This is a genomic window from Pseudarthrobacter sp. C1, assembly GCF_034720455.1.
Taxonomy (GTDB): Bacteria; Actinomycetota; Actinomycetes; order Actinomycetales; family Micrococcaceae; genus Arthrobacter.
Genome location: NZ_JAYESK010000002.1, coordinates 72542 through 96258, shown reverse-complemented (window position 1 = coordinate 96258; position 23717 = coordinate 72542). Strand labels below are relative to the sequence as shown.

Below are 23717 nucleotides of genomic sequence, written 5' to 3'. Positions count from 1 at the left end.
CCATGATCTTCCTTGATGCTGCCGCCACCACCCCGGTCCGCCGCGAGGTGCTGGACGCCATGTGGCCCTACCTGACCGGCGAATTCGGAAACCCCTCCAGCCACCACACCCTGGGCCAGGCTGCCGCCAGGGCGCTCGCGGATGCAAGGGCCTCGGTGGCAGCGGTCCTGGGCTGCCGGCCCGGCGAGGTCACCTTCACCTCCGGCGGCACCGAAGCGGACAACCTGGCCGTCAAAGGCATTGCCCTGGCGCGGCAGGCAGCCGACCCCGCGCTGAACAGGGTGGTGATCAGCGGCGTCGAACATCCGGCCGTTGAGGAGTCCGCACGGTACCTGGCACGCTTCCACGCCTTCGAGGTTGACGTGGTGCCGGTGGACGGGACCGGGCAGGTCACTCCCGAGGCGCTCCTCGCAGTACTGCGCCCGGAAACCGCGCTGGTCAGCATCATGTACGCCAACAACGAAGTGGGGACGGTCCAGCCGGTCGCGGAACTGGCCGCCGCAGCACGCAGCCACGGGGTTCCCTTCCATGCGGATGCAGTGCAGGCGGCGGGCTGGCTGCCCCTTGACACCAGGGCGCTGGGCGTTGACGCGATGAGCCTTTCGGGCCACAAACTGGGGGCACCCAAGGGCTGCGGGGTGCTCTTCGTCCGCGGCCGCACCAGGATCGAGCCGCTGATCCACGGCGGCGGCCAGGAGCGCGGCCGCCGTTCGGGGACGGAGAACGTTGCAGGTGCCGTGGGGCTGGCCGCCGCGCTGGCACTCGCCCAGGCCGGCCAGGAGGAAGAACGACGGCGGGTGGCCGCCCTGCGGGACAGCTTTATTGACGCCGTGCTCACGGGGGTACCGGGGGCGGTGCTGACCGGGCACCCCGCAGAGCGGCTGCCCTCCGTGGCATCGTTCTGCTTCCCCGGAACCAGCGGCGAATCGGTGCTCCTGGAACTGGAGCGCCAAGGGGTGGTGTGCTCGAGCGGCTCCGCCTGCGCAGCCGGATCAGATGCGCCGTCGCCGGTCCTCACGGCCATGGGGTTCGAGGCTGAGGTGGCCCAGACAGCGGTCAGGTTCAGCTTTGACGCAGCGGTGGCGGGGGAAGACCTGGCGGTCGCCGCCAAAGCTGTCCGGCAGGCAGTGGCAAGCGTGCGGACCCTCGGCTCCTAGCCGTTACGGATGCCCCCGGTGCGACCTGCTAGTAGAGCTCTCCGACGGGGATATCCACGGCCAGCCGGTTTGACGGGCCCGGCAGGGGGCACGCCCAGGCCTCGTTGTAGGCGCAGGACGGGTTGTAGGCAAAGTTGAAGTCCAGGACAAAGGGGGCATCCGGTCCTGTCCCGTGGACGCCGTGGAAGGCTCCCTTGATGGTGTCCAGGAGGTAGCGGCCTGCCCCGTAGCTTCCGCCGGGCTGGCCTGCGGTCGCGTCGCGGAAGGGCACGAAGATGCCGCCGCCGTAGCCCCGCAGCTTCCACACGGCGAGCTGCCCCATCTCGGGGAGGTCGAACGTGCCCATCCTGACGAAGTTCACCACGCCGTCGGTCCCGGTTTCGATGCTCATTTCCCGTCCGGCACCTTCCTTGGTCAGCGGAACGTGGAAACGGAAAATCGGATCATAGTCCGCAGTCTTCAAGCCCCCGAAGCGTGCTTTCTCCTCGGCAGTCAGCGGGGATGCAGGGTGCGTGGCGAACATGAGGTCCCGCTGGTGGCGCCAATACAGATGCGCTTCCGCCGGACTCTCGGCCGAGACTTTGCGGACATTGGCGTACAGGCCAAAGGTCCGGAGGCGCCAGTCGGCGATGTCGACGGCGGAAATGTCCGCCAAATCTTCTTCGGCCGTGCCGTGGTGGGCTTCCATAAGCACCAGCCTAGTCCCCGGCGCCGGAGTTGCGCGTCCGACGGCGACACGCATCCCTGCCATACGGCTTCCGCGCATCGGCGCAGGCCGAAACACCGTCCGGGGAAAGGACCCGACGCTGCCGCGTCCCGTTAGGCTGGCTGCATGGAAGGCATGGCAACATCAAGGGCCCTGGCGGGCGCATCAGTGCTCGTGGCCGGCGCGCTCCTGGCAGGATGCTCCACACCGTCAAACAGCGGGCCGGGATGGACAGCGGAGCCTGGCGGGCCGGGCACCGCGGCCGCCTCCACCGCGCCGGCGGAAGCATCAGCGTCAGCAACGGCCTCCGGAAGCGCCACGCCCGGTGCCACGGAGTCCGCTACGGCCGGGCCCGTGGCCACGGCTTCCGCCTGGAAAACCTTCTCGGACCCTGCAAAGAGCGTGAGTTTCGAGCTGCCGCAGGAGTGGATAGCGCAGTCGGTGGCCCCGGAGGAGGGTGCCCTGCCCGGGGCCTTGAAGGTCGAGGTGAAGAAGCCCGACGGCACCTTCATGGCGGCACTGCGGACGGGACTCCCGCCGTCGTCCGCTGAATGTCCGCAGGACGCGCGGCGGCCCTACACCGTGATCAGCAGCGTGCCGTCGGACCTGAAAGCCGAAGGCGGGGAGGGAACCATTCCGCCCAGGGTTGTGTTCAGGGTGATCCAGGGGTACCGGTACTTCGGCTCGTACGGGGTCACGAACCTTGTGGGCGGGGCGGACGGCCAGGCCTGCGAACTGCGCAACGTCATCCGGGGCCCGGCCGGCAAGGGGGACTACTCCTTCGGTGACCTGGTAGCCGTCAGGGCATTCGCGCCAGACGAAAAAGTGGCACCCGCCAAGGCGTTCGACACTCTTGGCCAGGCCGCACAGTACGTCGGTGACAGCAGCGACTTCGCCAACGTCCAGCGGATGCTAATGTCTCTGGAGATCAAGAACTAGTCCCCGTTCCCGGCCCACATCAACGGCCGCGACAACCGGCGACTTCCTTCCACTGCCGACACCCCCGGAGAGTCATGGAACGCACTGTTTCCGCACGCCTGGTTTTCAGGACCACAGCCAACACCAAGGTGGCCATGGCCATAGCCGCGGCGAGGAACGACGGCTATTCCTCGTTTGAGGAAAGCCTGTCCATCACAGCCGGCGGCCGGCAGGTTCCCGTGTCCGAGGTGCCGGATCACCACGGCGGCAGGCTGCACTACATGGAGTTCACCGACCCGGCCGAAGTGACCGTGGAATACTCCGCGACGGTGGCGGGGAAGGCACTGCCCGAGGAAACCGGGCTGGCCGACCGGATCCGGTACGTCCGGCCCAGCCGCTACGCGGAATCTGACCGCCTCTTGCCCACCGCGTATGCCGAGTTCGAAGGACTCTGCGGCGGCGAACTGCTGCTCGCCGTCCGGAACTGGGTGAACGGGGAACTCCGGTACATGAGCGGCTCCTCCCGCGGCACGGACGGTGCGGTGGAGACACTCCTCAGCCGCCGCGGGGTGTGCCGCGACTTTGCGCACTTGGCCATTGCGCTGCTGAGGTCCAAGGACATACCCGCACGCCTGGCGGCCGTGTACGCCCCCGGCCTGAGCCCCATGGACTTCCACGCCGTGGCCGAAGCATACGTGGAAGGCGCATGGCACGTCATCGATCCCACCGGGCTGGCCCCGCGGGAGTCGATGCTGCGGATCACGGCGGGCAGGGACTCGGCCGACACGGCGTTCCTGTCCACGGTGGGCGGAAGCCTGACGCTGAACCAGATGCAGGTCACCGCCGTGGTCAACGGAGACCTCCCGGTTGAGGATCCCGCCCGGCTGGTGGCGCTGGGCTAGCTCGGTTCCTGCCGGGGCGGGCGCGGTCCCAGGGAGCTCCTGAGCTTGGTGGTGAGCCTTGTCAGTTCCTTCTGCTCAGCCGGTGTCAGGGCGGGACCCAGGACGGCGGAGATATCGCGCACGTGCTCGCGCCCGATCTCCTTCTGAAGCTCCCGCCCCTCGTCAGTCAGCTTCAGGAGCACGCCGCGGCCATCCTCCGGTGCCGGCATCCTGGCCACGAGCCCGCGCTTCTCCAGCCGCTCCACCAGGCGGCTCAGGCTGGACTGGCTCAGCAGGACGTTGTCATTGAGCTCGTTGAGCCGCAGCCAGCCTGACGGGCAGCGGGACAGCGTGAACAGGACGTCGTACTCGTTCACCGCGAGCTTCCGGAACGCAGGCCCGGACTGCAGCTTGCGCATCACCGCCACCTGGGCCCGGAACAGCGACTCCCAGGTCTCTGCTGCGAGGCGGACCGGCGATTCAGGAGCCTTGCCGGCCATCACGCCTCCGCAGCAGACTTCTCGGCGTCCTGCGCTGCCAGCAGCGCGGCAACCCGGCCGGCGTGCGTGGGCGGCTCAGGAATGTGCGCGGGCTTGCGGGCGGCGTATTCCTTGCGCAGGACGGGCAGGACTTCCTCGCCGAACAGGTCCAGCTGCTCCAGCACCGTCTTCAGCGGCAGGCCGGCGTGGTCGATCAGGAACAGCTGCCGCTGGTAGTCGCCGAAGTACTCCCGGAACGTCAGCGTCTTTTCGATGACCTCCTGCGGGCTGCCGACGGTCAGCGGCGTCTGGGAGGTGAAGTCCTCCAGTGACGGGCCGTGCCCGTACACAGGGGCATTGTCGAAGTAGGGGCGGAACTCCTTGACGGCGTCCTGGGAGTTCTTCCGCATGAAGAACTGGCCGCCCAGGCCCACAATCGCCTGGTCCGCCTTGCCGTGGCCGTAGTGCTCGTAGCGCTCCCGGTAGAGGCCGATCAGCTGCTGGTAGTGCTCCTTGGGCCAGAAGATGTTGTTGGCGAAGAAGCCGTCCCCGAAGTAGGCCGCCACTTCCGCGATCTGCGGCGTGCGGATGGAACCGTGCCACACGAAGGGGGCGACGCCGTCAAGCGGGCGGGGCGTCGACGTAAAGTTCTGCAGCGGGGTCCGGAACTTGCCGGACCAGTTGACGGTGTCCTCGTCCCAGAGCTTGCGCAGCAGGCTGTAGTTCTCGATGGCCAGCTCCACGCCGTCCTGGATGTTCTTGCCGAACCACGGGTACACCGGCGCGGTGTTGCCGCGGCCCAGGACCAGGTCCACCCGGCCGTCAGCCAGGTGCTGGAGCATCGCGAAGTCCTCGGCGATCTTGACCGGGTCGTTGGTGGTGATCAGCGTGGTCGCCGTTGAAAGGGTGATCCGCTCGGTCTGGGCGGCGATGTAGGCAAGGGTGGTGGTGGGGGAGGAGGAGAAGAACGGCCGGTTGTGGTGCTCGCCCAGGGCGTAGACATCCATCCCGATTTCCTCCACTTTTTTGGCGATGGCCACCGAGGCCTTGATGCGTTCGTTCTCGGTGGGGGTCCGGCCCGTCGTGGGGTCCGTGGTGATGTCGCTGACGCTGAAAACACCGATCTGCATGATGTGCCTTTCCGTTCCTGGACTGCTGGCTTGTTCCCAGTGTAGTCCAATTTAGATGCATTTGCATCTATCGACGGGTACAACGCGTCCTGCGGGAAAATATTCCGGGCCTGCCGTCGGCGCTGCCTATTCGGGGCTTCCGGGTGCAGCGCGCCTGCCGCTGGTTTTCCGCACCATGCCGGTGGTCCAGTCCCGGAACTCCTCATCGACGTCAGCCCCGGGGCCGAATTCCGGCCTCGCCTGCAGTTCCCGGAGCAGGGCCTTCCTCTCGCGCCGGCCCTCCACCAGCCTGTACAGGACAGGCACCAGGACCAGGGTGAGGGCCGTGGAGGAGATGAGCCCTCCGATGACCACCACAGCCAGGGGCTGCGAGATAAAGCCGCCGCCGCCCGTGAGGCCCAGCGCCATGGGGGTGAGGGCGAACACGGTTGCAAGGGCTGTCATCAGGATGGGACGCAGGCGCTGGCGCGACCCGTGCGTGATCGCGTCCGCAACGTTCATGCCCGGCCGTCCGTCGCGCGGCTGCCGGTACTGGTTGATGAGGTCGATGAGCACGATCGCGTTGGTGACCACAATGCCCACCAGCATGAGCATGCCGATCAACGAAGGCAGTCCCAGCGGGACCCCGGTGACCAGGAGCAGTGCGACGGCCCCGGTGGCCGCGAACGGCACCGAGACCAGCAGGATCAGCGGCTGGATGAGCGACTTGAAGGTGGCCACCATGATGACGTAGACGATGGCGATTGCCGCCAGCAGCGCGAGCCCGAGCTGCTGGAAGGACTCCTGCTGCTGGGTGGTGGCACCGCCGATTTCGGCAGTGACGCCCGCCGGCAGCTGCACTTCTTCGAGCCGTTTCTGGACCTCCGCGTTGACGGCGCCCAGATTGGAGCCCGACGGCGTCACGGAGATCCGCGCTGTGCGCTGGCCGTTGCTGGCGGTGATGGATACAGGGACGTCCACCTGTTCAACCGCGGCGATGGTGCCGAGCGTGACAGGGCCCCCGGCTGCCGGCAGGGGGATTTGCCGGACGGCGTCGATGCTGGTGAACCTGGTGCCTTTGCCGATCCGGACCGGGAAGTCATCCGTGTCGATCCGGACGGTTCCGGCGGGGATGGGGCTGATGGTGGTTGCGAGCACGCCCGCAACCTGTTCCTCGTTGAGCCCGGCGGCGACGGTCTTCGCCCGGTCAACCTTGACCTGGACCACCGGCTGGCTTGCCGCGAGGTTGGTTGCCACCTCGCTGGTGCCCGGTACGCCGGTCATCGCCGAAACCATGGTGTCGCTGGCCTCGCGGAGGTCGGCGGTGGTGGCGGCCTTGAGCGTGATGTCCACCGTGGACGATGTGCCGAAGCCGCCCTGTTGGGTGCCCACCGAGACCTTCCCGGAATCGGGGACCCTTGCCAGTTCGCTCCGCACCGTCTCCTGCAGCCGTGCCTGGTTCGCCTTTTCGTCCGTGACCACCGTGAACGTGGAGTTCGAGGACCCGGTGGAGGTGAGCGCGGCGAACCCGGCCTGCGCGTTGCCGGACGTCACCTGGACGTCCTTCACGCCGTCGATGCCTCGAAGGACTTCTTCCAGCCGGACGGCCGCTGCACTGGTGTCCGCCAAACTGGTTCCGGCGGGCAGTACCTGGCGGACCGTGAGGCTGTTCTGGCCCGAGTTACCCAGGAGGTTCGTGGCCAGCAGGGGCGTCATGGCCGCCGTTGCGCCAAGCACCAGGACGGCGGCAACAAGGGTGAGCACCGGATGCTTCTGGGTTTTGGTGAGGATGGGCAGGTACCCGCGCTGGAGCCTGCTCCGCTGTTCCGCTTCCAGCGCCCGTTCCCGCACCTCGTCCGCGTTGCGGCGGGCAGCTGCTGAACCTGCCGCAGCCGCACCGGCCGCGGCGCCGGTGTTCTTCAGGAACCAGTACGCCAGCACCGGGACGATGGTCAGCGAAACCAGCAGGGATGCAAGCAGCGCCATGGTGACCGTGAGGGCAAACGGCCTGAACAGCTCGCCCGCGAGCTCACCCACGAAGGCAATGGGGAGGAAGACCGCAACGGTGGTGAGCGTGGATGCGGTAATGGCCCCCGCCACCTCCCTGATGGCGGTCAGGATGGCGGTGACCTTGTCTTCGCCGTAGCTCAGGTGCCGCTTGATGTTTTCAATGACCACAATGGAGTCGTCCACCACCCGGCCGATGGCGATGGTGAGCGCGCCGAGCGTCAGGATGTTCAGGGAATATCCGGTGGCGGACAGGCCGATAAAGGTGATCAGCAGCGAGAGCGGGATGGAGACTGCCGTGACCAGGGTGGAGCGGGTGGACATCAGGAAGACAAGGATGACCGCCACCGCGAAACCCAGCCCCAGCATGCCCTCGGTAGTGAGGTCCTTGATGGATTTTTCGATGAACGGTGCCTGGTCGAACACCGGGGTGAACTTGGCGTTCGAGCCAAGTTCGGCTTCGAGTTCGTCGAGGGTGTCCCGGACTGCGTGCGAAATGCCCACCGTGTCGCCTTCAGGCTTTTTGGTGATGGACACGGCAAGCGTTTCCGAACCGTTGGTCCGGGTGATGGAAGTGCGTTCGTCATCCTTGAGGGCGACGTCCGCCACGGCGCCGATCGTGGCGGCGTTCCTGGCCCCGGCAAGCGGAAGCGCCTTGATGGCGTCCAATGAATCGACCGGGCTGCCGATCTGCAGTGACAGCGTCTTGCCCTGCTCCTCCAGCGTTCCGGCCGGGATCAGCGCACCGTTGTTGGCCATCGCATCCCGGATGGAGGCGATGGTGGCGCCCGATGCCGCCATCGCGTCGGGCCGGGGAAGGATCTCGATGTGCTGGGTAGCGCCGCCTGTCACGTCGGCGCCCCGGACGCCGTCGATCTTCTGCAGGCGGGGCACGCTCAGCCGCTGGAGGTCGGCGTTGAGTTCGCTGAGGCCCTTGTCCGAGGAAACCGCCAGGAAAACGATGGGGAAATCATTGATGCTGCCGGCGAAGGCCTGCGGTTGGACGTCCTCGGGCAGGGTCCGCTTGGCGTTGGAGATGGCCCGGTCAATCTGGTTCCGTGCCCGGTCCAGGTTGGAACCGTACGTGAACACCATGGTGATCTGGGAGACGCCGTTGCGGGACGTGGAGGAGGTGGATTCCAGCCCCTCCACGCCGTTCAGGGCAGTCTCCAGCGGCCCGCTCACCTGCTTGTCCACCACCTCCGGGGAGGCACCCGGCATGGCGGTCAGCACGGTGATCTGCGGGAACTCGATCGACGGGATGAGTTCCTGCTTCAGCGACGACATGGTGATCACGCCAAAGACGGACGCGAAGACAGTAACCAGTGCGATCAGGGCCCGGTTCGCAAGTGAGAGTTGTGCCAGCCGGAACATCGCATGGTCTCCTGAGGGGTTGACTGACGGATACGGACCCGGACGTGCCGGCCGCCGGCCCCGGCAGGGTCAGCGGCTGGCGGAAACGCTCTCCAGCTGAAGCGACTTGGCTGTTGCCTTTTCCAGCTCGACGGCAAGCTCCGGGTTCTCGTCCAGCTTGACCCCGTAGCCGGGCATCATGTCCTTCAGCTTGGACTGCCAGCCCTTGAAGTTCCGCGGGAAGGTCTTCTTCAGCAGTTCGATCATGATAGGGACCGCAGTGGATGCTCCGGGGGACGCGCCCAGGAGCGCGCCGATGGAACCGTCACGGCCGGCGATCACTTCAGTTCCGAACTGGAGGATGCCGCCCTTCTGCGGATCTTTCTTGATGATCTGTACACGCTGGCCGGCTGTGATCAGTTCCCAGTCACCATCCTTGGCCTCCGGGTAGTACTCACGCAGCGCTTCGACTTTGTCGCCGTGGCGCTTGGCCACTTCCTTGACCAGGTACGCGGTGAGGTCCATGTTGTCCTTCGCCACCGCCAGCATTGGAATGATGTTGCTCGGCCTGATGGACCGCGGAAGATCGAGGTAGGAACCGTTCTTCAGGAAGTTGGTGGAGAACCCGGCATACGGTCCGAACAGCAGCGAACGCTTTCCGTCCACGTACCGGGTGTCAAGGTGGGGCACCGACATGGGCGGCGCGCCCACCGATGCCTGGCCGTAGACCTTGGCACTGTGCTGGGCGGCGATGGTCTCGTCCGTGCAGCGGAAGAACTGCCCGGAGACCGGGAACCCGCCGTATCCCTTGCTTTCCGGGATGCCCGAAGCCTGCAGCAGGTGCAGGGCGCCGCCGCCGGCACCCACAAACACGAACTTGGCGTGGATCTTGCCGTGCTCGCCTGACTTGGGGTACTTCAGCGAAAGGTCCCAGCCGCCGTCGGACGCCCTGGAGATGCCCGTGACGTCATGGCCGAAGTTGATTTCGACGCCGTTGTTCCCAAGGTAGGTGGTCAGTTCGCGGGTGAGTGCCCCGAAGTCGACGTCGGTGCCCTCTGCGGCGCGGGTAGCGGCGATGCGCTGCTTGGGATCGCGCCCCTTCACGATCAGCGGCGCCCACTTGGCGATCTGGCCGTGGTCCTCGGAGTACTCCATGCTCCGGAACAGGGTGTGGGGCTTGAGTGCCTCGTACCGGGTCCGCAGGAAGCGCGTGTGGTCCTCGCCGATTACGAAGCTCATGTGCGGCACGGTGTTGATGAAGCCCTTGGGCGAGCCGATCAGGTTCCGGTCCACCAAATGGGACCAGAACTGGCGGGACAACTGGAACTGTTCATTGATCTGCAGTGCCTTGGAGGGGTCCACTGAGCCGTCTTTGGCTGCAGGGGAATAGTTGAGTTCGCAGAGGGCAGCGTGGCCGGTGCCGGCATTGTTCCACGGGCCGGAGCTTTCCAGCCCGGGCTGGTCCAGCCGTTCGAACAGGGAGATAGTCCAGTCCGGCTCCAGCTGCTTGAGGAATGCCCCCAGTGTGGCGCTCATGATGCCGCCGCCAATCAGGACGACGTCGGCATGTGGGGTCTTGGAAATGAAGGTCACGATCAGTCTCCGATTGCAGCGGCTCTGGCTGTCACAGAATATCCCCGGGCAGCGGACATACTGAAATTGGGCCGCTCCGTCAAGGCTTTAGTTGCACCTTCGTGAAAACTTCATTTAAGACCGGCGACGCCGGATAGCTCAGGACACGGTCGGACAGGGCCAGGGCGGAGATGGGGAAGGCGACGGGGACTGCGGGTACGGTCGCCGCAATCTGGGCGTTGATGGTGTGATATTGCTCATCCCGTTCCTTGCCTTCGGGCAACCCGCGCGCCCGGTTGATCTTCGAAAAGACCTGGGGATCATGGTAGCCAAACTCGCCGTTCTTCTCCCCGAAGAGGGGGCCCACGAAATTATCGGCATCGGAGTAGGAGCCGTTCCAGCCCAGGAGATGGAGCGCGTGGTCGCCGGGGGACTGCACCTTCTGCAGGTAGCCGTCGGACCAGTCCACCGGAACCGGCTGGATGTTGAATCCGACGGCGGTGAGCTGGCGGCTGATCTCGGCATAGACCTTCTCGGGGGTGGGCAGGTAGGGGCGGGTGACGTTCAGGGGGTAGTAGAACTTGAGTTCCTCGCCGGCGTACCCGCCCTCCTTCAGGTACTCCTTGGCCTTGGCGGGGTCGTGGCCCAACTCCGGGGCCTCGTTGTTGAATCCGCTGATCTTGGGCGGGACGAACTGCGTGGCCTTGGCCGTGTTGTCGATGAAGAACCTGCGGATCAGGGTCTCCTTGTCGATCGCCATTTCGATCGCCTGGCGGACCTTCAGGTTCTGGAGCACGGGGACATCCTGGTTGATGCCCACGTACATGACGGAGAAGGGGTCGCGCTGGACGATCTGCTTTCCGCGCTTGACCAGTTGGTCGAAGTTGCCCACCGTTACGGCGTCATAACCGTCGATCTTGCCGTCGAGCAGGGCCTGGAGCCTGGCCTGCGGGTGGTCGTAGGCGACGAAGTTGATGGTGGAAATCTGGCCGCGTTCGCCCCAATAGGACTTGTTGGTGGCCAGCGTCACGCTTCCTTCGTCCCAGGAGGAAAGGCTGAACGGACCGGTTCCCACCGGCTTGGTGCCAAAGGCGGAGACGGGCTGGCCGCCGCGGCTTTGGTCTAGGACGTCGGCCTTGCCCGCGGCGAGGGCGGCAGGGGAGGCCATGGCAAAGGCCGGCAGCGTAAGGGCCTGGAGGAAGGCGGTGAACCGCTGGGTAAGGTCAATCCTCACAGTGTCCGCTGAGAGTGCGGTGCAGCTTTTGAAGATGGAGAGCTCCGGCTCATCCGAATGCGCCTTGAAGACACCCTTGAAGGTTCCGCCCGGAGCCTGCCGCCTCAACTCCGCGGAAAAGGCGAACCAGCGGTTGAAGTTGACGCAGACGGCCTCCGCGTTGAACGGGGTCCCGTCCTGGAAAACGACGTCGGAGCGGAGTTTGAAGGTGTAGGAACGGCCTTCGTTCGATTCAGTCCACTCCGTGGCGAGCAATGGCGTGGGCTTTCCGGTGATTTGGTCCACTCCCACCAGACCTTCGAGGATCTGGCGGGTAATGCGCTGGGACTCGACATCGTTGGACAGGGCAGGATCCAGGCCCAGGGGCTGGGCAGCAGTTCCAAAATTGAAGGTGGCGGCGGGCTTGGCGGCGGTTGTTGCGCTGGGGGAGTCCGACGACGGCGAGGGGGCGGGGACGGCCGTGCAGGAGGTCACGCCCAACGCCAGGAGGACAGCGCCCGTCTTGATGACTGTCCGCCGCGAAGTACTGCTGGGCACTCGTTTATCACCTCTGGATCTGCCGGAGCCGCCGCGTGCGGACCGAAGCCCAGTCTAATAGACGCCACCTGCAGGTCCCTGGCGCCGCCGGGTGTTCCGGCCCGCGGGGCCGCCGCGGCCTCCGCGGCACAGGGAAGCCGGGGGCCATCCTTTCGGCAGGCCCCCGGCTTCGCTGTTCCCGCGGACGCGTTGGGGTGTCCGCACCTGGTGGTTACTTGGGCATCAGCACCGAGTCGATCAGGTAGACGGTGGCGTTCTTGGTCTGGACGCCGCCGCAGATCACGTTGGCGTTATCAACCTTGAGCTGGTCACCGCTGCCCGTGACAGTAACGGAACCGCCCTGGACCGTAGCGTGGGTGCCGGCGATCTTGTCGGGGGTGATCTGGCCGGGAACCACGTGGTAGGTCAGGATCTTGCTCAGGAGGGCGTCGTCCGTCTTCAGGGTTTCGATGGTGGCGGCATCGATCTTGGCGAAGGCGTCATCCACCGGAGCGAAGACCGTGAACTCGCCGCCGTTCAGCGTGTCCACCAGGTCAACCTTGGGGTTCAGCTTTCCGGAAACGGCCGCGGTGAGGGTTGTCAGGATCGGGTTGTTGGACGCTGCAACCGCCACCGGATCGAGGGCCATGCCTTCAACGGAGCCTGCACCTGAGGGGACCTTTTCGGCGTAGCCCGCGCAGCCCGGGCCAACCAGGTTGGCCGCCGGATCCATGGCCGCAGCGGAGGCGGTGGCGGACGGTGAAGGCGCCATGCTCGTAGCCGCCGGCGATTCCGCGGGAGCGGAGGAGCCGGACGTCGATGCCGAACCGCCACAGGCGGTGAGGCTGAGCAGAGCTGCTGCTGCTACGCCTGCGACGGTGAAGGTTGTGCGCTTGATGGTCTGCATTTCGGTTCTCCTTGGATTGTGGCGTCTGCCCGCCGCGGACACACTGTCGGACGGCGTCGTTCGAATCTTGCTGGTGGGCACCTGCCCTTGGCCGGTGTCTCACTGGGTATTCGGCCGGGGGTGGGACGCGGATGGGTGCATTCCAAGGAGTTTTTCGGCGGCCTGCGAATTTTGCCGTGCATACGCGCAGGTGGCGGGCCGGTTAAACGGAGTGGTCCCCCGGCCACAGCCGGGGGACCATATAGTGCGCAAGGGGGGACTTGAACCCCCACGCCCGAAGGCACAGGAACCTAAATCCTGCGTGTCTGCCAATTTCACCACTCGCGCAGGGCTTCCTGCCGCCGTTTCCCTTCGGCAGGGCCCGACGGCGGATGCCAGTGTCCATTGTAGCGTCGCCACGGCAGGGCCTTGGTTAGCGCCGCATGGTCAGGCGTCGAGGTTAAGGTCCCGCCGCAGCTTGGCAACGTGGCCCGTGGCCCTGACGTTGTACTGGGCCAGCGCAACCTTGCCCTCGGGGTCCACCACGATGGTGGAACGGATCAGTCCCTCGTAGGTCTTGCCGTAGTTCTTCTTCTCGCCCCAGGCACCGTACGCCTCCGCAACGGCATGGTCCGCGTCCGAGAGCAAGGGAAAAGTGAGCTCTTCCTTTGCCGCGAACTTCGCCAGTTTTTCCACCGGATCGGGGGAGATGCCCAGCACGTCGTAGCCGGCCGACTGGAGAGAGGCAAGGTTGTCGCGGAAATCGCACGCCTCCTTGGTGCACCCCGGTGTTGCGGCTGCCGGGTAGAAGTACACAATGGTGTGGCGGCCGGGGCGCCCGGACAAACTGACGTCCGCGCCGGAAGAGTCCTTCAGTGTGAAACCGGGCGCGTCGTCGCCGGTTACGAGTCTGTCAGCCAATGTTTTTCTCCTTTTCGCGGGCGGGACACACCAGCCTAGTAAGGGCAGGGAACCAGTGCTAATCGGCACTTGGCTATACTTGCTGCATGCCTGATATGGATCACTGGCCCACGGGGCGCCTCTTGTCCACTGCTGCGCGCCTCGTTGAACACTCCTGGAATGAAAAACTGGGTGCCATCGGCCTCACCCATGCGGGAGTCATTGCCATCGAGGTTCTCGATGCGCAAGGCCCCATGACCCAGGCGCAGCTTGCGCAATACGTTCGTGTCCAGGCGCAGACTATGGGTAAGACGCTCAGCCGCCTTGAGGCCCACGGACACATCGTCCGCGTCCGCAGCACGTCGGACCGCCGGAGCCATGTGGTGTCCCTCACCGAGCAGGGCAAAGAAGCCGTTAAGGCCGCGGTGGAAATGGAACGGTCGGTGCTGGCGTCAGCCTCAATTGATCCGGACTTGCTGCGTCAGGAACTCCAGGCTGTCGTGCGCGAACTGGCCAGCCAGTTCGCCACAACCCCCAGCTCCGCCAACGGCGCGCTGGTGGAGAACACACCCTAGAAGTAAGACGCCGGACTAGTCGCCGGCGGGCAGGCGTGACTGCGGCCTCCACGGGCTGCGGTCACGCCTTTTTTGTTGCCCGAGGACGGCCCCCGGCCACCGCCGCCACGTCGGCGCCATGCAGGTCCCTCCGCGGTGGCCAGGGGCCGAAACAAGTGGGGACACAACAAAACAGCCTCCTGCTCGCGTTTCCGCGAGCAGGAGGCTGTTTTCCCAATCGTGCACCCCCCGGGACTTGAACCCGGAACCCATTGATTAAGAGTCAATTGCTCTGCCAATTGAGCTAGAGGTGCATCTTTTTGCTGTGATCACCGGGCTTTTCTTTCCCGGTTGATCTCCGCAACGACATGAAACTCTACACGAACTTTTTGCGCATGTGAAATCGGGTGGAAAGCCGGGCCCGCATCGCGGGGGAGGGGGCAGAACCAGCACAAAATCAGGGTTTTTGTTGCCGGGTGGGAGCCGGAATCCGCCCTCCGGCGTCCTGGCGACGACGCGGATCGTGCCGCACGGGCCTGTGAAATGGGCCACAGGGCAGCAGTGAAACCGATGGTGGTGCCGTAGGCGCCGGCGCGGGCCTTACTCGAGCCGCCTCCGGCGGGGAACCCGGAAGCCCGCGGCCTCGGCATGGGCGGCCGACTCAAACCAGACCTCAGCCCGCGCCTGGTCATATTCGGGATGCCCCTCCTCGTAATAGACCATGGTTCCGGCGTCACCCTTGACCGTGTAGCCGGCCGGTCCGCTGCCATCCGCTCCCGCGGCCGCTGAGCCCGCCCCGTAGGGTTCATCCGCCGCCAGGTGTCCTGCGGGTTCCGTCGCTGCTGCGGCCTGGGGCTGTCGGGCGTGGTCGGCTCCGTTTTCAGTCACGGCGGACGACTGGGTGCGGTCCGCCGTTTCTGCCGCGGGAGCGCTGTCGGGAACGACGGCAGCTGTCGGCGTTGCGGGCGCGCCGCCACCGGCGGGCTGGCCGGCGGCAGAGGCACTCGCAGCACTACTCTCAGCACCACGTGCAGTGCCGTTTTCAGTACCGGCACCCGCCGGCGTGGAAGCCCGGCCCGCCGGACCGGCGTCGTCCAGGTCCTCCACCGCCGCCGTCTCGGCGCCCGGGAGGGTGGGGGCCTGCGGCTCCGTGTATTCAGGGTGATGGACCGGCCGGGATGCCGGCGCCGGTTCTGCCGGCTGGTCCGCGGGAGCCGGGGAAGGAGCCGCCATGGACGCGCCACCGGTCCCGGCCGGGCTTTCCTGCAAAGGACTTTCCTGCGGCCCGCGGTGCGATGCTCCGCCGGCTGCAACGACAGAGGAGCCCGAGGCCTCGGACCATTTGGTTTCCCACTCGTCCTCGTCCTGGCGGCGGCGCTCGTCCTGGCCGGGTACTGGCGGGACTGCAGCCGATGCCGCCGTATCTGCAGGTTCCTCTGCGGTGGTCGGCGCTGCAGGTTCGGCCGGACGGCCGAAACCTGCTGCGCCGGGAAGGCCGGTGGTGCCGGCTGCTTCAGCAGAGGCAGCGGCGCTTCCGCCCGAGAGCGCTCCGTCGGTGCGCGTGCGCTCGGCGCCGGACTCCCCGGACGGCTTGGATGCACTGTTGCGGTTCAGCAACCACCACACAACGCCGATGATGACAATGATCAGGATGATCCAGAAAACGAAATCCATGGCAGGCCCTTCAGTCCGGATGGCAAGGTGTCTTTTCCTGACGCTACGTCCGGCGGCCACGACTGTCCAGATTGACGGCAGTGGCTGTTGCGCGGCGCGGGGCATGGAAGACGCCCGTGAGCCGGCGCCCGGCGGGACGGGCCTCGAACGACTCGTCTCACTATGCGGGATGGCAGTCCATGATCCGGCATCGAATTTCAGGCTTTTGGTATTGAGGGGCGTGAACCTGTCGTTCCGGTGTGCAGCCGAGCCCTAGACTTTCCCCTATGAGTGACGCCCAGATCGCAACCGAGAACAAGCCTGACATCAAACCCCGGAGCCGGGTCGTAACGGACGGAATCCACGCGGCGCCCGCCCGCGGCATGTTCCGGGCGGTCGGTATGGGAGATGACGACTTCGCCAAGCCCCAGGTCGGCGTCGCCAGTTCCTGGAACGAAATCACTCCCTGCAACCTCTCCCTGAACCGGCTTGCGCAAGGCGCCAAGGAAGGCGTCCACGCCGGCGGCGGGTTCCCCATGCAGTTCGGCACCATTTCGGTTTCCGACGGCATCTCCATGGGCCATGAGGGCATGCACTTCTCCCTGGTGTCACGCGAAGTCATTGCCGACTCCGTGGAGACCGTTATGCAGGCGGAGCGGATTGACGGTTCGGTCCTGCTGGCCGGCTGCGACAAGTCCCTCCCCGGCATGCTGATGGCAGCTGCCCGCCTGGACCTGTCCAGCGTCTTCCTTTACGCCGGTTCCATCATGCCGGGCTGGGTCAAGCTTGAGGACGGTTCCGAGAAGGAAGTCACCCTCATCGACGCATTCGAGGCCGTTGGTGCCTGCGCCGCGGGCAAGATGAGCATGGAGGACCTGACCCGCATCGAAAAGGCCATCTGCCCCGGCGAAGGTGCCTGCGGCGGGATGTACACGGCCAATACCATGGCCTGCATCGGCGAGGCCCTGGGCATGTCCCTGCCCGGCTCGGCCGCCCCGCCCTCGGCAGACCGCCGTCGTGATGAATTCGCCCGCAAGTCAGGCGAGGCAGTGGTCAACCTGCTCCGCCAGGGCATCACTGCGCGCGACATCATGACCAAGAAAGCGTTCGAGAACGCCATCGCCGTCACCATGGCCTTCGGCGGCTCCACCAACGCCGTGCTGCACCTCCTGGCGATCGCCCGCGAGGCCGAAGTTGAGCTGACGCTGGATGACTTCAACCGCATCGGCGACAAGATCCCCCACCTGGGCGACCTCAAACCGTTCGGCCGCTACGTCATGACCGACGTGGACAGGATCGGCGGCGTGCCGGTGATCATGAAGGCACTGCTCGACGCCGGCCTGCTGCATGGCGACTGCCTCACCGTCACCGGCAAGACCGTGGCCGAGAACCTCGACGCCATCAACCCGCCGGATGTGGACGGCAAGATCCTGCGCGCGCTGGACAACCCCATCCACAAGACCGGCGGCATCACCATCCTGCACGGCTCCATGGCGCCCGAGGGCGCAGTGGTGAAGAGCGCAGGCTTCGATGCCGATGTCTTTGAAGGCACCGCCCGAGTCTTCGAGCGTGAACAGGGAGCCCTGGACGCCCTGGACAACGGCCGGATCCACGCCGGAGACGTCGTCGTTATCCGCTACGAAGGCCCCAAGGGCGGTCCGGGCATGCGCGAGATGCTCGCCATCACGGGCGCTATCAAGGGCGCGGGCCTGGGCAAGGACGTCCTGCTCCTTACCGACGGCCGGTTCTCCGGCGGCACCACAGGCCTGTGCATCGGCCACGTGGCCCCGGAAGCGGTCGACGGCGGCCCCATCGCCTTCGTGAAGGACGGTGACCGTATCCGCGTGGACATCGCAGCCCGCAGCTTCGACCTGCTGGTGGACGAGGCCGAGCTCGAAGCCCGCAGGGTGGGCTGGGAGCCGCTCCCTGCCAGGTACACCAAGGGCGTGCTCGCCAAGTACGCCAAGCTGGTGCACAGTGCCAGCACAGGCGCATACTGCGGCTGATGCCTTCCCCTTGCATGAGGCGCTGAGCGCCTCATGCAAGGGGCCCCTCGGCATCACCCTTGTTAAGCCCTTCCGGGCCAGGGTGATTGGCTGTAGGTTTTGATCCTTCCGCTGGAGGATCAATAAGTGGACAATGGGGTCCACATGGTGAGATCGTGGCACGGCTCGTTGACACGCATCTCGCCCAGAGGGAAAACTGAACGCATGACTTTCGTTACCAGCTGCGCTGTTGCAGAAGCAGTCGTCGTCCTTAGCAAGCGCGTGGCCCACTAGCCCCGGCAACGAACTGTCACGCGCGAACCCCTCGAAGAGCCGCCAGGCTGAGGGGTTTTTTTATTTCCCGCAGTTTCCACGAACCACAGATGATCCACAAGGAAGAGTCCGATGAGCAAAGGATCGCCCATCAGCCCCTCGCTGATGGCCACCAAGTCCGCCGGAGCCGCCAAGGCTCCGGACCGCGCCGACCGGACGGCTGAGAACGCCGTCGTCGCCGAGCTTGCCGCCGTCTCTCCTGTCCTTGGGCCGAACAACGTCGTACCCCCGACGGTGATGACCGGCTCGCAAGCAATTGTCCGCTCGCTCGAAGAACTCGGCGTCGACGATATTTTCGGTTTGCCCGGTGGCGCGATCCTGCCCACCTACGACCCCTTGATGGCCTCCAGCATGAACCACGTGCTGGTCCGTCACGAACAGGGAGCCGGCCACGCCGCGCAAGGCTACGCCATGGTGACCGGGCGGGTGGGCGTCTGCATCGCCACCTCGGGCCCGGGCGCCACCAACCTCGTTACCGCCATCATGGATGCCCACATGGACTCCGTTCCGCTGGTGGCCATCACCGGCCAGGTGTCCAGCGGTGTGATCGGCACCGACGCGTTCCAGGAAGCCGACATCGTGGGCATCACCATGCCCATCACCAAGCACTCGTTCCTGGTGACCGACCCCAACGACATCCCGCATGTCATGGCGGAAGCGTTCCACCTCGCTTCCACCGGGCGCCCCGGTCCCGTCCTCGTGGACGTGGCCAAGGACGCCCAGGTAGGCGAGATGACCTTCTCCTGGCCGCCGCGCATCGACCTGCCCGGTTACCGCCCGGTCACCCGAGGGCACAACAAGCAGGTACGCGAGGCCGCCAAGCTGATTGCCGCGGCCAGCAAACCTGTGCTGTACGTGGGCGGCGGTGTCATCAAAGCGCACGCATCCGCTGAGCTGCTGGCACTCGCCGAGGCCACGGGAGCCCCGGTCGTCACCACGCTGATGGCCAAGGGCGCGTTCCCGGACTCGCACCCGCAGCACATGGGAATGCCCGGCATGCACGGCACTGTTTCGGCGGTGACTGCCTTGCAGCAGTCGGACCTGCTGATCACCCTCGGTGCCCGGTTCGACGACCGCGTCACCGGCGTGCTGAAGACGTTCGCACCGATGGCCAAGGTCATCCACGCGGACATCGACCCGGCCGAAATCTCCAAGAACCGCACTGCGGATGTGCCGATTGTTGGTTCGGTCAAGGAGATCATTCCGGAGCTCACCGAAGCCGTCCGCACCCAGTTCGAGGCGTCGGGCACCCCGGACCTCACCACCTGGTGGGCCTTCCTCAACAACCTCAAGGAAACCTACCCGCTGGGCTGGACCGAGCCGGACGACGGCCTGACCGCCCCGCAGAAGGTCATCGAGCGGATCGGCGCCCTGACCGGTCCGGAAGGCATCTACGTGGCAGGCGTTGGCCAGCACCAGATGTGGGCGGCTCAGTTCATCAAGTACGAGCGCCCGCATGCGTGGCTCAACTCGGGCGGCGCCGGCACCATGGGCTATGCCGTGCCGGCTGCGATGGGCGCCAAGGTGGGCGAGCCGGACCGGGTGGTCTGGGCCATCGACGGCGACGGCTGCTTCCAGATGACCAACCAGGAACTGGCCACCTGCGCCATTAACAAGATCCCCATCAAGGTTGCCGTCATCAACAACTCCTCCCTGGGCATGGTGCGTCAGTGGCAGACCCTCTTCTATGAAGGCCGCTACTCGAACACCGACCTGAACACCGGCCACGACACCGTCCGCATCCCGGACTTCGTCAAGCTGGGGGAGGCGTACGGCTGCGCCTCGTTCCGCTGTGAACGCGACGAGGACATCGACGCCACCATCCAGAAGGCCCTCGAAATCAATGACCGCCCCGTAGTCATCGACTTCGTGGTGAGCCCCAACTCCATGGTGTGGCCGATGGTGCCCGCCGGCGTGAGCAACGACCAGATCCAGGTTGCCCGCAACATGACCCCGGAATGGGAAGAAGAGGACTGACCATGAGCCGCCACACACTTTCCGTCCTGGTGGAAGACAAGCCGGGCGTCCTGACCCGGGTTGCGAGCCTCTTCGCCCGGCGCGCCTTCAACATCAACTCCCTGGCCGTCGGCCCCACCGAGGTTCCGGGCATTTCCCGGATGACGGTCGTTGTCGACGCCGACGGCGACCTCATCGAGCAGGTCACCAAGCAGCTCAACAAGCTGATCAACGTCATCAAGATCGTTGAGCTGACTTCCGAATCTTCCGTACAGCGCGACCACATCCTGGTCAAGGTACGTGCGGATGCCGCAACACGCCTGCAGGTTACCCAGGCCGCAGACCTGTTCCGTGCCGCCGTCGTCGACGTGTCCACAGACTCGTTGGTGATCGAGGCAACCGGTACCCCGGAGAAGCTCGCAGCGCTGCTTTCAGTGCTGGAGCCCTTCGGCATCCGCGAAATCGTGCAGTCCGGCACCCTGGCCGTTGGACGGGGATCCCGCTCCATGAGTGACAGGGCGCTGCGCTCCGCTTAGGCCCTCAAGACCCCGCGCGGCAGTACGCAACGCCCGTAACCGCACCACGCAAGACACCTATCTACAATCCACTCAAGAGGAGTTACGCAAGTGACTGAAATGTTCTACGACGACGACGCCGACCTGTCGATTATCCAGGGCCGCAAGGTAGCCATTGTTGGCTACGGTTCCCAGGGCCACGCCCACGCGCTTAACCTGCGCGATTCCGGCGTCGAGGTTGTTATCGCCCTGAAGGACGGCTCCAAGTCCGCACCCAAGGCCGAGGACGCAGGCTTCACGGTCAAGAACGTTGCCGACGCCGCCGAATGGGCCGACGTCATCATGATCCTGGCGCCGGACCAGCACCAGCGCTCGATCTACAACGACTCCATCAAGGACAAGCTGAAGCCCGGCAAGGCCCTTGCCTTCGCCCACGGTTTCAACATCCGCTTCGGCTACATCCAGGCTCCGGAGGGCGTTGACGTCATCCTCGTCGCCCCGAAGGCTCCGGGCCACACCGTGCGCCGCGAATTCGAAGCCGGCCGCGGCATCCCGGACATCATCGCCGTCGAACAGGACGCCACCGGTTCCGCCTGGGAGCTGGCCAAGTCCTACGCCAAGGCCATCGGCGGCACCCGCGCCGGCGTCATCAAGACCACCTTCACCGAAGAAACCGAAACGGACCTCTTCGGCGAGCAGGCCGTCCTGTGCGGCGGCGTGTCCCAGCTGGTCCAGTACGGCTTCGAAACCCTGACCGAAGCCGGCTACCAGCCGCAGATCGCCTACTTCGAGGTCCTCCACGAGCTCAAGCTCATCGTCGACCTCATGTGGGAAGGCGGCATTGCCAAGCAGCGCTGGAGCGTTTCGGACACCGCTGAGTACGGCGACTACGTCTCCGGTCCCCGCGTCATCACCCCGGAGGTGAAGGAAAACATGAAGGCCGTCCTGGCCGACATCCAGTCCGGCGCCTTCGCCAAGCGTTTCATCGAGGACCAGGACAACGGCGGCGTCGAATTCAAGGCCCTGCGTGCCAAGGCTGAGCAGCACCCCATCGAGGCTGTTGGCCGCGAACTGCGCTCCCTCTTCGCCTGGCAGCAGCAGGACGTGGACTACGTCGAAGGTTCCGCAGCCCGCTAAGGCTGGCCCAACGTGCCGTTATAAAGTCAGACTGTGAGGCCGGGTTCACACTTAACAATGTGAGCCCGGCCTTTCCGTCGGCCTAGACTATTTTTATCCCCCGGACTGCAACGCAGAGGATCAGCCGTGTCAAAACCCGTAGTACTGCTCGCCGAAGAACTTTCCCCCGCTACCGTCGAGGCCCTGGGCCCGGACTTCGAGATCCGCCAGACCGACGGCGCCGACCGTTCCCAGCTGCTCTCCGCCATTGGCGACGTTGACGCGATCCTGGTCCGCTCGGCAACGCAGGTGGACGCCGAGGCGATCGCCGCTGCGAAGAACCTCAAGGTCATCGCCCGTGCGGGAGTAGGCCTGGACAACGTGGACATCAAGGCAGCCACGCAGGCCGGTGTCATGGTGGTGAACGCGCCCACCTCCAACATCGTCTCGGCAGCAGAACTCACGGTGGGACACATCCTCAGCCTGGCCCGCCACATCCCGCAGGCCAGCGCCGCCCTCAAGGACGGGGAGTGGAAGCGCTCCAAGTACACGGGCATCGAACTCTTCGAAAAGAAGATCGGCATCATCGGCCTCGGCAGGATCGGCGCCCTCGTCGCTGCCCGCCTGAAGGGCTTTGACACCAAGATCCTCGCCTACGATCCGTACATCACCTCAGCCCGTGCGGCACAGCTCGGCGTCCAGCTGGTGACCCTGGATGAGCTCCTGGCCCAGGCGGACTTCATCACCATCCACATGCCCAAGACGCCGGAGACGGTGGGCATGCTGGGCGCGGACGCCTTCAAGAAGATGAAGAGCACCGCCTACGTTGTCAACGTGGCCCGCGGTGGACTGGTGGACGAGGAAGCACTCTTTACGGCCCTGCAGGACGGCGAAATCGCCGGCGCCGGCGTGGACGTCTTCTCCAAGGAGCCGAGCACCGACCTGCCGTTCTTCAAGCTGGACAACGTGGTGGTCACCCCGCACCTCGGGGCCTCCACCGACGAAGCCCAGGAAAAGGCCGGCGTTTCGGTCGCCAAGTCGGTCCGCCTCGCCCTCGCCGGTGAACTGGTGCCCGACGCCGTGAACGTGGCAGGCGGCGTCATCGCCCCCGACGTCCGCCCCGGCATCCCGCTGATCGAGAAGCTGGGCCGGATCTTCACAGCCCTGACCCATGCCTCCCTGACCCAGTTCGACGTTGAGGTTGCCGGCGAGATTTCATCCCTCGATGTCAAGGTCCTGGAGCTGGCCGCCCTCAAGGGCATCTTCGCCGACGTCGTGACCGAGCAGGTCTCCTATGTCAACGCGCCGGTCATCGCCGAGCAGAGGGGCATTAACGTCCGCCTGATCACCACCCCGGAAACCGAGTCCTACCGGAACGTCCTGACCCTCCGCGGCGCCCTCAGCGACGGCAGCCAGATCTCGGTGGCCGGTACCCTGACCGGACCCAAGCAGATCCAGAAGCTGGTGGGCATCAACGGGTTCGAGGTGGAAATCCCGATCAGCGAACACCTGGTGGTAGTGGCCTACACCGACCGCCCGGGCGTGATCGGAACGATCGGCCATATCCTGGGCATGAACAACATCAACATCGCCGGCATGCAGGTTGCGCGCTCTGACGAGGGTGGCCAGGTGCTCGCGCTCCTGACCATCGACAGCTCGGTGCCGCAGCAGGTCCTCGACGCCATCAAGGCCGGCATCGGCGCCGAAATGGTACGTGAAGTGGACCTGGAGGACTAGTCCAAGGCAGCGAAACGCCGTACCCGCCGGACCCGCTTCGGCGAGTCCCCGCAAGGCCACGTATGATTGGCCGGTCTGCTTACAATGGCTTGGTCCTGATTCAGGACCGGGGCCGGCAGGCCGGCCAATTACCTTTTGCACATCAGTCCG

Annotated in this window: 18 protein-coding genes and 2 tRNA genes; 9 read left to right on the top strand and 11 right to left on the bottom strand. The window is 65.6% G+C overall.

The features are described 5' to 3' along the window. The first annotated feature begins 2 nt into the window (after positions 1-2). Positions 3-1157 (top strand): cysteine desulfurase family protein, encoded by a 1155-nt coding sequence (locus U7114_RS03120; RefSeq protein ID WP_323056533.1) that lies wholly within the window; start codon positions 3-5, stop codon positions 1155-1157. 28 nt (positions 1158-1185) lie between these two features. Here U7114_RS03120 and U7114_RS03115 read toward each other — a convergent pair whose 3' ends face one another. After that, entirely contained in the window at positions 1186-1845 is a 660-nt protein-coding gene (locus U7114_RS03115; protein ID WP_157241865.1) for a DUF1684 domain-containing protein, read from the bottom strand. Between the two features lie 144 nt (positions 1846-1989). On the opposite strand from U7114_RS03115, the gene U7114_RS03110 reads away from it, so the two are divergent. Further along, positions 1990-2802, top strand: coding sequence for a hypothetical protein (locus U7114_RS03110; RefSeq protein WP_416235540.1), 813 nt, complete (start codon positions 1990-1992; stop codon positions 2800-2802). A 74-nt stretch (positions 2803-2876) separates the two neighbouring features. Beyond that, entirely contained in the window at positions 2877-3683 is an 807-nt protein-coding gene (locus tag U7114_RS03105) for a transglutaminase family protein (RefSeq protein ID WP_323056532.1), read from the top strand. Here U7114_RS03105 and U7114_RS03100 read toward each other — a convergent pair. The 8 genes from U7114_RS03100 to bcp all read right to left on the bottom strand — a co-directional run bounded on the left by U7114_RS03100 (position 3680) and on the right by bcp (position 13739). Further along, positions 3680-4162: a MarR family winged helix-turn-helix transcriptional regulator gene (locus U7114_RS03100; protein WP_323056531.1), complete on the bottom strand. Its 483-nt coding sequence runs from the start codon at positions 4160-4162 to the stop codon at positions 3680-3682. The genes U7114_RS03105 and U7114_RS03100 overlap by 4 nt on opposite strands. Continuing rightward, the gene (locus tag U7114_RS03095) at positions 4162-5271 is read right to left on the bottom strand and encodes an LLM class flavin-dependent oxidoreductase (RefSeq protein WP_157241868.1); all 1110 of its coding nucleotides are present in this window, start codon (positions 5269-5271) and stop codon (positions 4162-4164) included. The genes U7114_RS03100 and U7114_RS03095 overlap by 1 nt, the downstream gene beginning before the upstream one ends. A gap of 126 nt (positions 5272-5397) precedes the next feature. Then, on the bottom strand, positions 5398-8631 hold the full coding sequence (locus U7114_RS03090; protein WP_323056530.1) for an efflux RND transporter permease subunit: 3234 nt from the start codon (positions 8629-8631) through the stop codon (positions 5398-5400). A gap of 69 nt (positions 8632-8700) precedes the next feature. Further along, positions 8701-10203 carry a malate:quinone oxidoreductase gene (locus tag U7114_RS03085; protein WP_323056529.1) on the bottom strand — a complete coding sequence of 501 codons (1503 nt, stop codon included), beginning with the start codon at positions 10201-10203 and terminating at the stop codon, positions 8701-8703. Between the two features lie 79 nt (positions 10204-10282). After that, complete coding sequence (locus U7114_RS03080) at positions 10283-11953, bottom strand: ABC transporter substrate-binding protein (protein WP_323056528.1); 1671 nt, start codon at positions 11951-11953, stop codon at positions 10283-10285. A gap of 211 nt (positions 11954-12164) precedes the next feature. Further along, a complete protein-coding gene (locus U7114_RS03075) occupies positions 12165-12839 on the bottom strand; it encodes a fasciclin domain-containing protein (RefSeq protein ID WP_321213829.1) in 675 nt (224 codons plus the stop codon). 245 nt (positions 12840-13084) lie between these two features. Next, a tRNA-Leu gene (locus U7114_RS03070) sits at positions 13085-13166 on the bottom strand. 99 nt (positions 13167-13265) lie between these two features. Further along, complete coding sequence (gene bcp / locus U7114_RS03065; RefSeq protein ID WP_157241872.1) at positions 13266-13739, bottom strand: thioredoxin-dependent thiol peroxidase; 474 nt, start codon at positions 13737-13739, stop codon at positions 13266-13268. A 95-nt stretch (positions 13740-13834) separates the two neighbouring features. On the opposite strand from bcp, the gene U7114_RS03060 reads away from it, so the two are divergent. Continuing rightward, positions 13835-14293 carry a MarR family winged helix-turn-helix transcriptional regulator gene (locus U7114_RS03060; protein WP_157243103.1) on the top strand — a complete coding sequence of 153 codons (459 nt, stop codon included), beginning with the start codon at positions 13835-13837 and terminating at the stop codon, positions 14291-14293. A gap of 220 nt (positions 14294-14513) precedes the next feature. Here U7114_RS03060 and U7114_RS03055 read toward each other — a convergent pair. Further along, positions 14514-14586, bottom strand: a tRNA-Lys gene (locus U7114_RS03055). A gap of 286 nt (positions 14587-14872) precedes the next feature. Next, the gene (locus tag U7114_RS03050) at positions 14873-15946 is read right to left on the bottom strand and encodes a hypothetical protein (RefSeq protein WP_323056527.1); all 1074 of its coding nucleotides are present in this window, start codon (positions 15944-15946) and stop codon (positions 14873-14875) included. A gap of 266 nt (positions 15947-16212) precedes the next feature. On the opposite strand from U7114_RS03050, the gene ilvD reads away from it, so the two are divergent. The 5 genes from ilvD to serA all read left to right on the top strand — a co-directional run bounded on the left by ilvD (position 16213) and on the right by serA (position 23567). Next, on the top strand, positions 16213-17931 hold the full coding sequence (ilvD, locus tag U7114_RS03045; RefSeq protein ID WP_323056526.1) for a dihydroxy-acid dehydratase: 1719 nt from the start codon (positions 16213-16215) through the stop codon (positions 17929-17931). Between the two features lie 384 nt (positions 17932-18315). Further along, entirely contained in the window at positions 18316-20220 is a 1905-nt protein-coding gene (locus U7114_RS03040) for an acetolactate synthase large subunit (RefSeq protein ID WP_157241875.1), read from the top strand. 2 nt (positions 20221-20222) lie between these two features. Next, positions 20223-20735: an acetolactate synthase small subunit gene (gene ilvN, locus U7114_RS03035; RefSeq protein WP_009356538.1), complete on the top strand. Its 513-nt coding sequence runs from the start codon at positions 20223-20225 to the stop codon at positions 20733-20735. A gap of 90 nt (positions 20736-20825) precedes the next feature. Next, positions 20826-21851, top strand: a complete 1026-nt coding sequence (gene ilvC / locus U7114_RS03030; protein WP_321213825.1) for a ketol-acid reductoisomerase — start codon at positions 20826-20828, stop codon at positions 21849-21851. Positions 21852-21977: 126 nt separating this feature from the next. Next, positions 21978-23567, top strand: a complete 1590-nt coding sequence (gene serA / locus U7114_RS03025; RefSeq protein ID WP_321213824.1) for a phosphoglycerate dehydrogenase — start codon at positions 21978-21980, stop codon at positions 23565-23567. The last annotated feature ends 150 nt before the right edge of the window (positions 23568-23717 follow it).

What these genes read in the sequence shown, in the direction of transcription:
- U7114_RS03060 (WP_157243103.1), top strand. Translation starts at nt 13,835, where the DNA reads ATGGATCACTGGCCCACGGGGCGCCTCTTGTCCACTGCTGCGCGCCTC.
- ilvD (WP_323056526.1), top strand. Translation starts at nt 16,213, where the DNA reads ATGAGTGACGCCCAGATCGCAACCGAGAACAAGCCTGACATCAAACCC.
- U7114_RS03050 (WP_323056527.1), bottom strand. Translation starts at nt 15,946, where the DNA reads ATGGATTTCGTTTTCTGGATCATCCTGATCATTGTCATCATCGGCGTT.
- U7114_RS03075 (WP_321213829.1), bottom strand. Translation starts at nt 12,839, where the DNA reads ATGCAGACCATCAAGCGCACAACCTTCACCGTCGCAGGCGTAGCAGCA.
- U7114_RS03105 (WP_323056532.1), top strand. Translation starts at nt 2,877, where the DNA reads ATGGAACGCACTGTTTCCGCACGCCTGGTTTTCAGGACCACAGCCAAC.
- U7114_RS03120 (WP_323056533.1), top strand. Translation starts at nt 3, where the DNA reads ATGATCTTCCTTGATGCTGCCGCCACCACCCCGGTCCGCCGCGAGGTG.
- U7114_RS03090 (WP_323056530.1), bottom strand. Translation starts at nt 8,631, where the DNA reads ATGTTCCGGCTGGCACAACTCTCACTTGCGAACCGGGCCCTGATCGCA.
- U7114_RS03040 (WP_157241875.1), top strand. Translation starts at nt 18,316, where the DNA reads ATGAGCAAAGGATCGCCCATCAGCCCCTCGCTGATGGCCACCAAGTCC.
- ilvN (WP_009356538.1), top strand. Translation starts at nt 20,223, where the DNA reads ATGAGCCGCCACACACTTTCCGTCCTGGTGGAAGACAAGCCGGGCGTC.
- U7114_RS03110 (WP_416235540.1), top strand. Translation starts at nt 1,990, where the DNA reads ATGGAAGGCATGGCAACATCAAGGGCCCTGGCGGGCGCATCAGTGCTC.
- U7114_RS03115 (WP_157241865.1), bottom strand. Translation starts at nt 1,845, where the DNA reads ATGGAAGCCCACCACGGCACGGCCGAAGAAGATTTGGCGGACATTTCC.
- U7114_RS03100 (WP_323056531.1), bottom strand. Translation starts at nt 4,162, where the DNA reads ATGGCCGGCAAGGCTCCTGAATCGCCGGTCCGCCTCGCAGCAGAGACC.
- U7114_RS03095 (WP_157241868.1), bottom strand. Translation starts at nt 5,271, where the DNA reads ATGCAGATCGGTGTTTTCAGCGTCAGCGACATCACCACGGACCCCACG.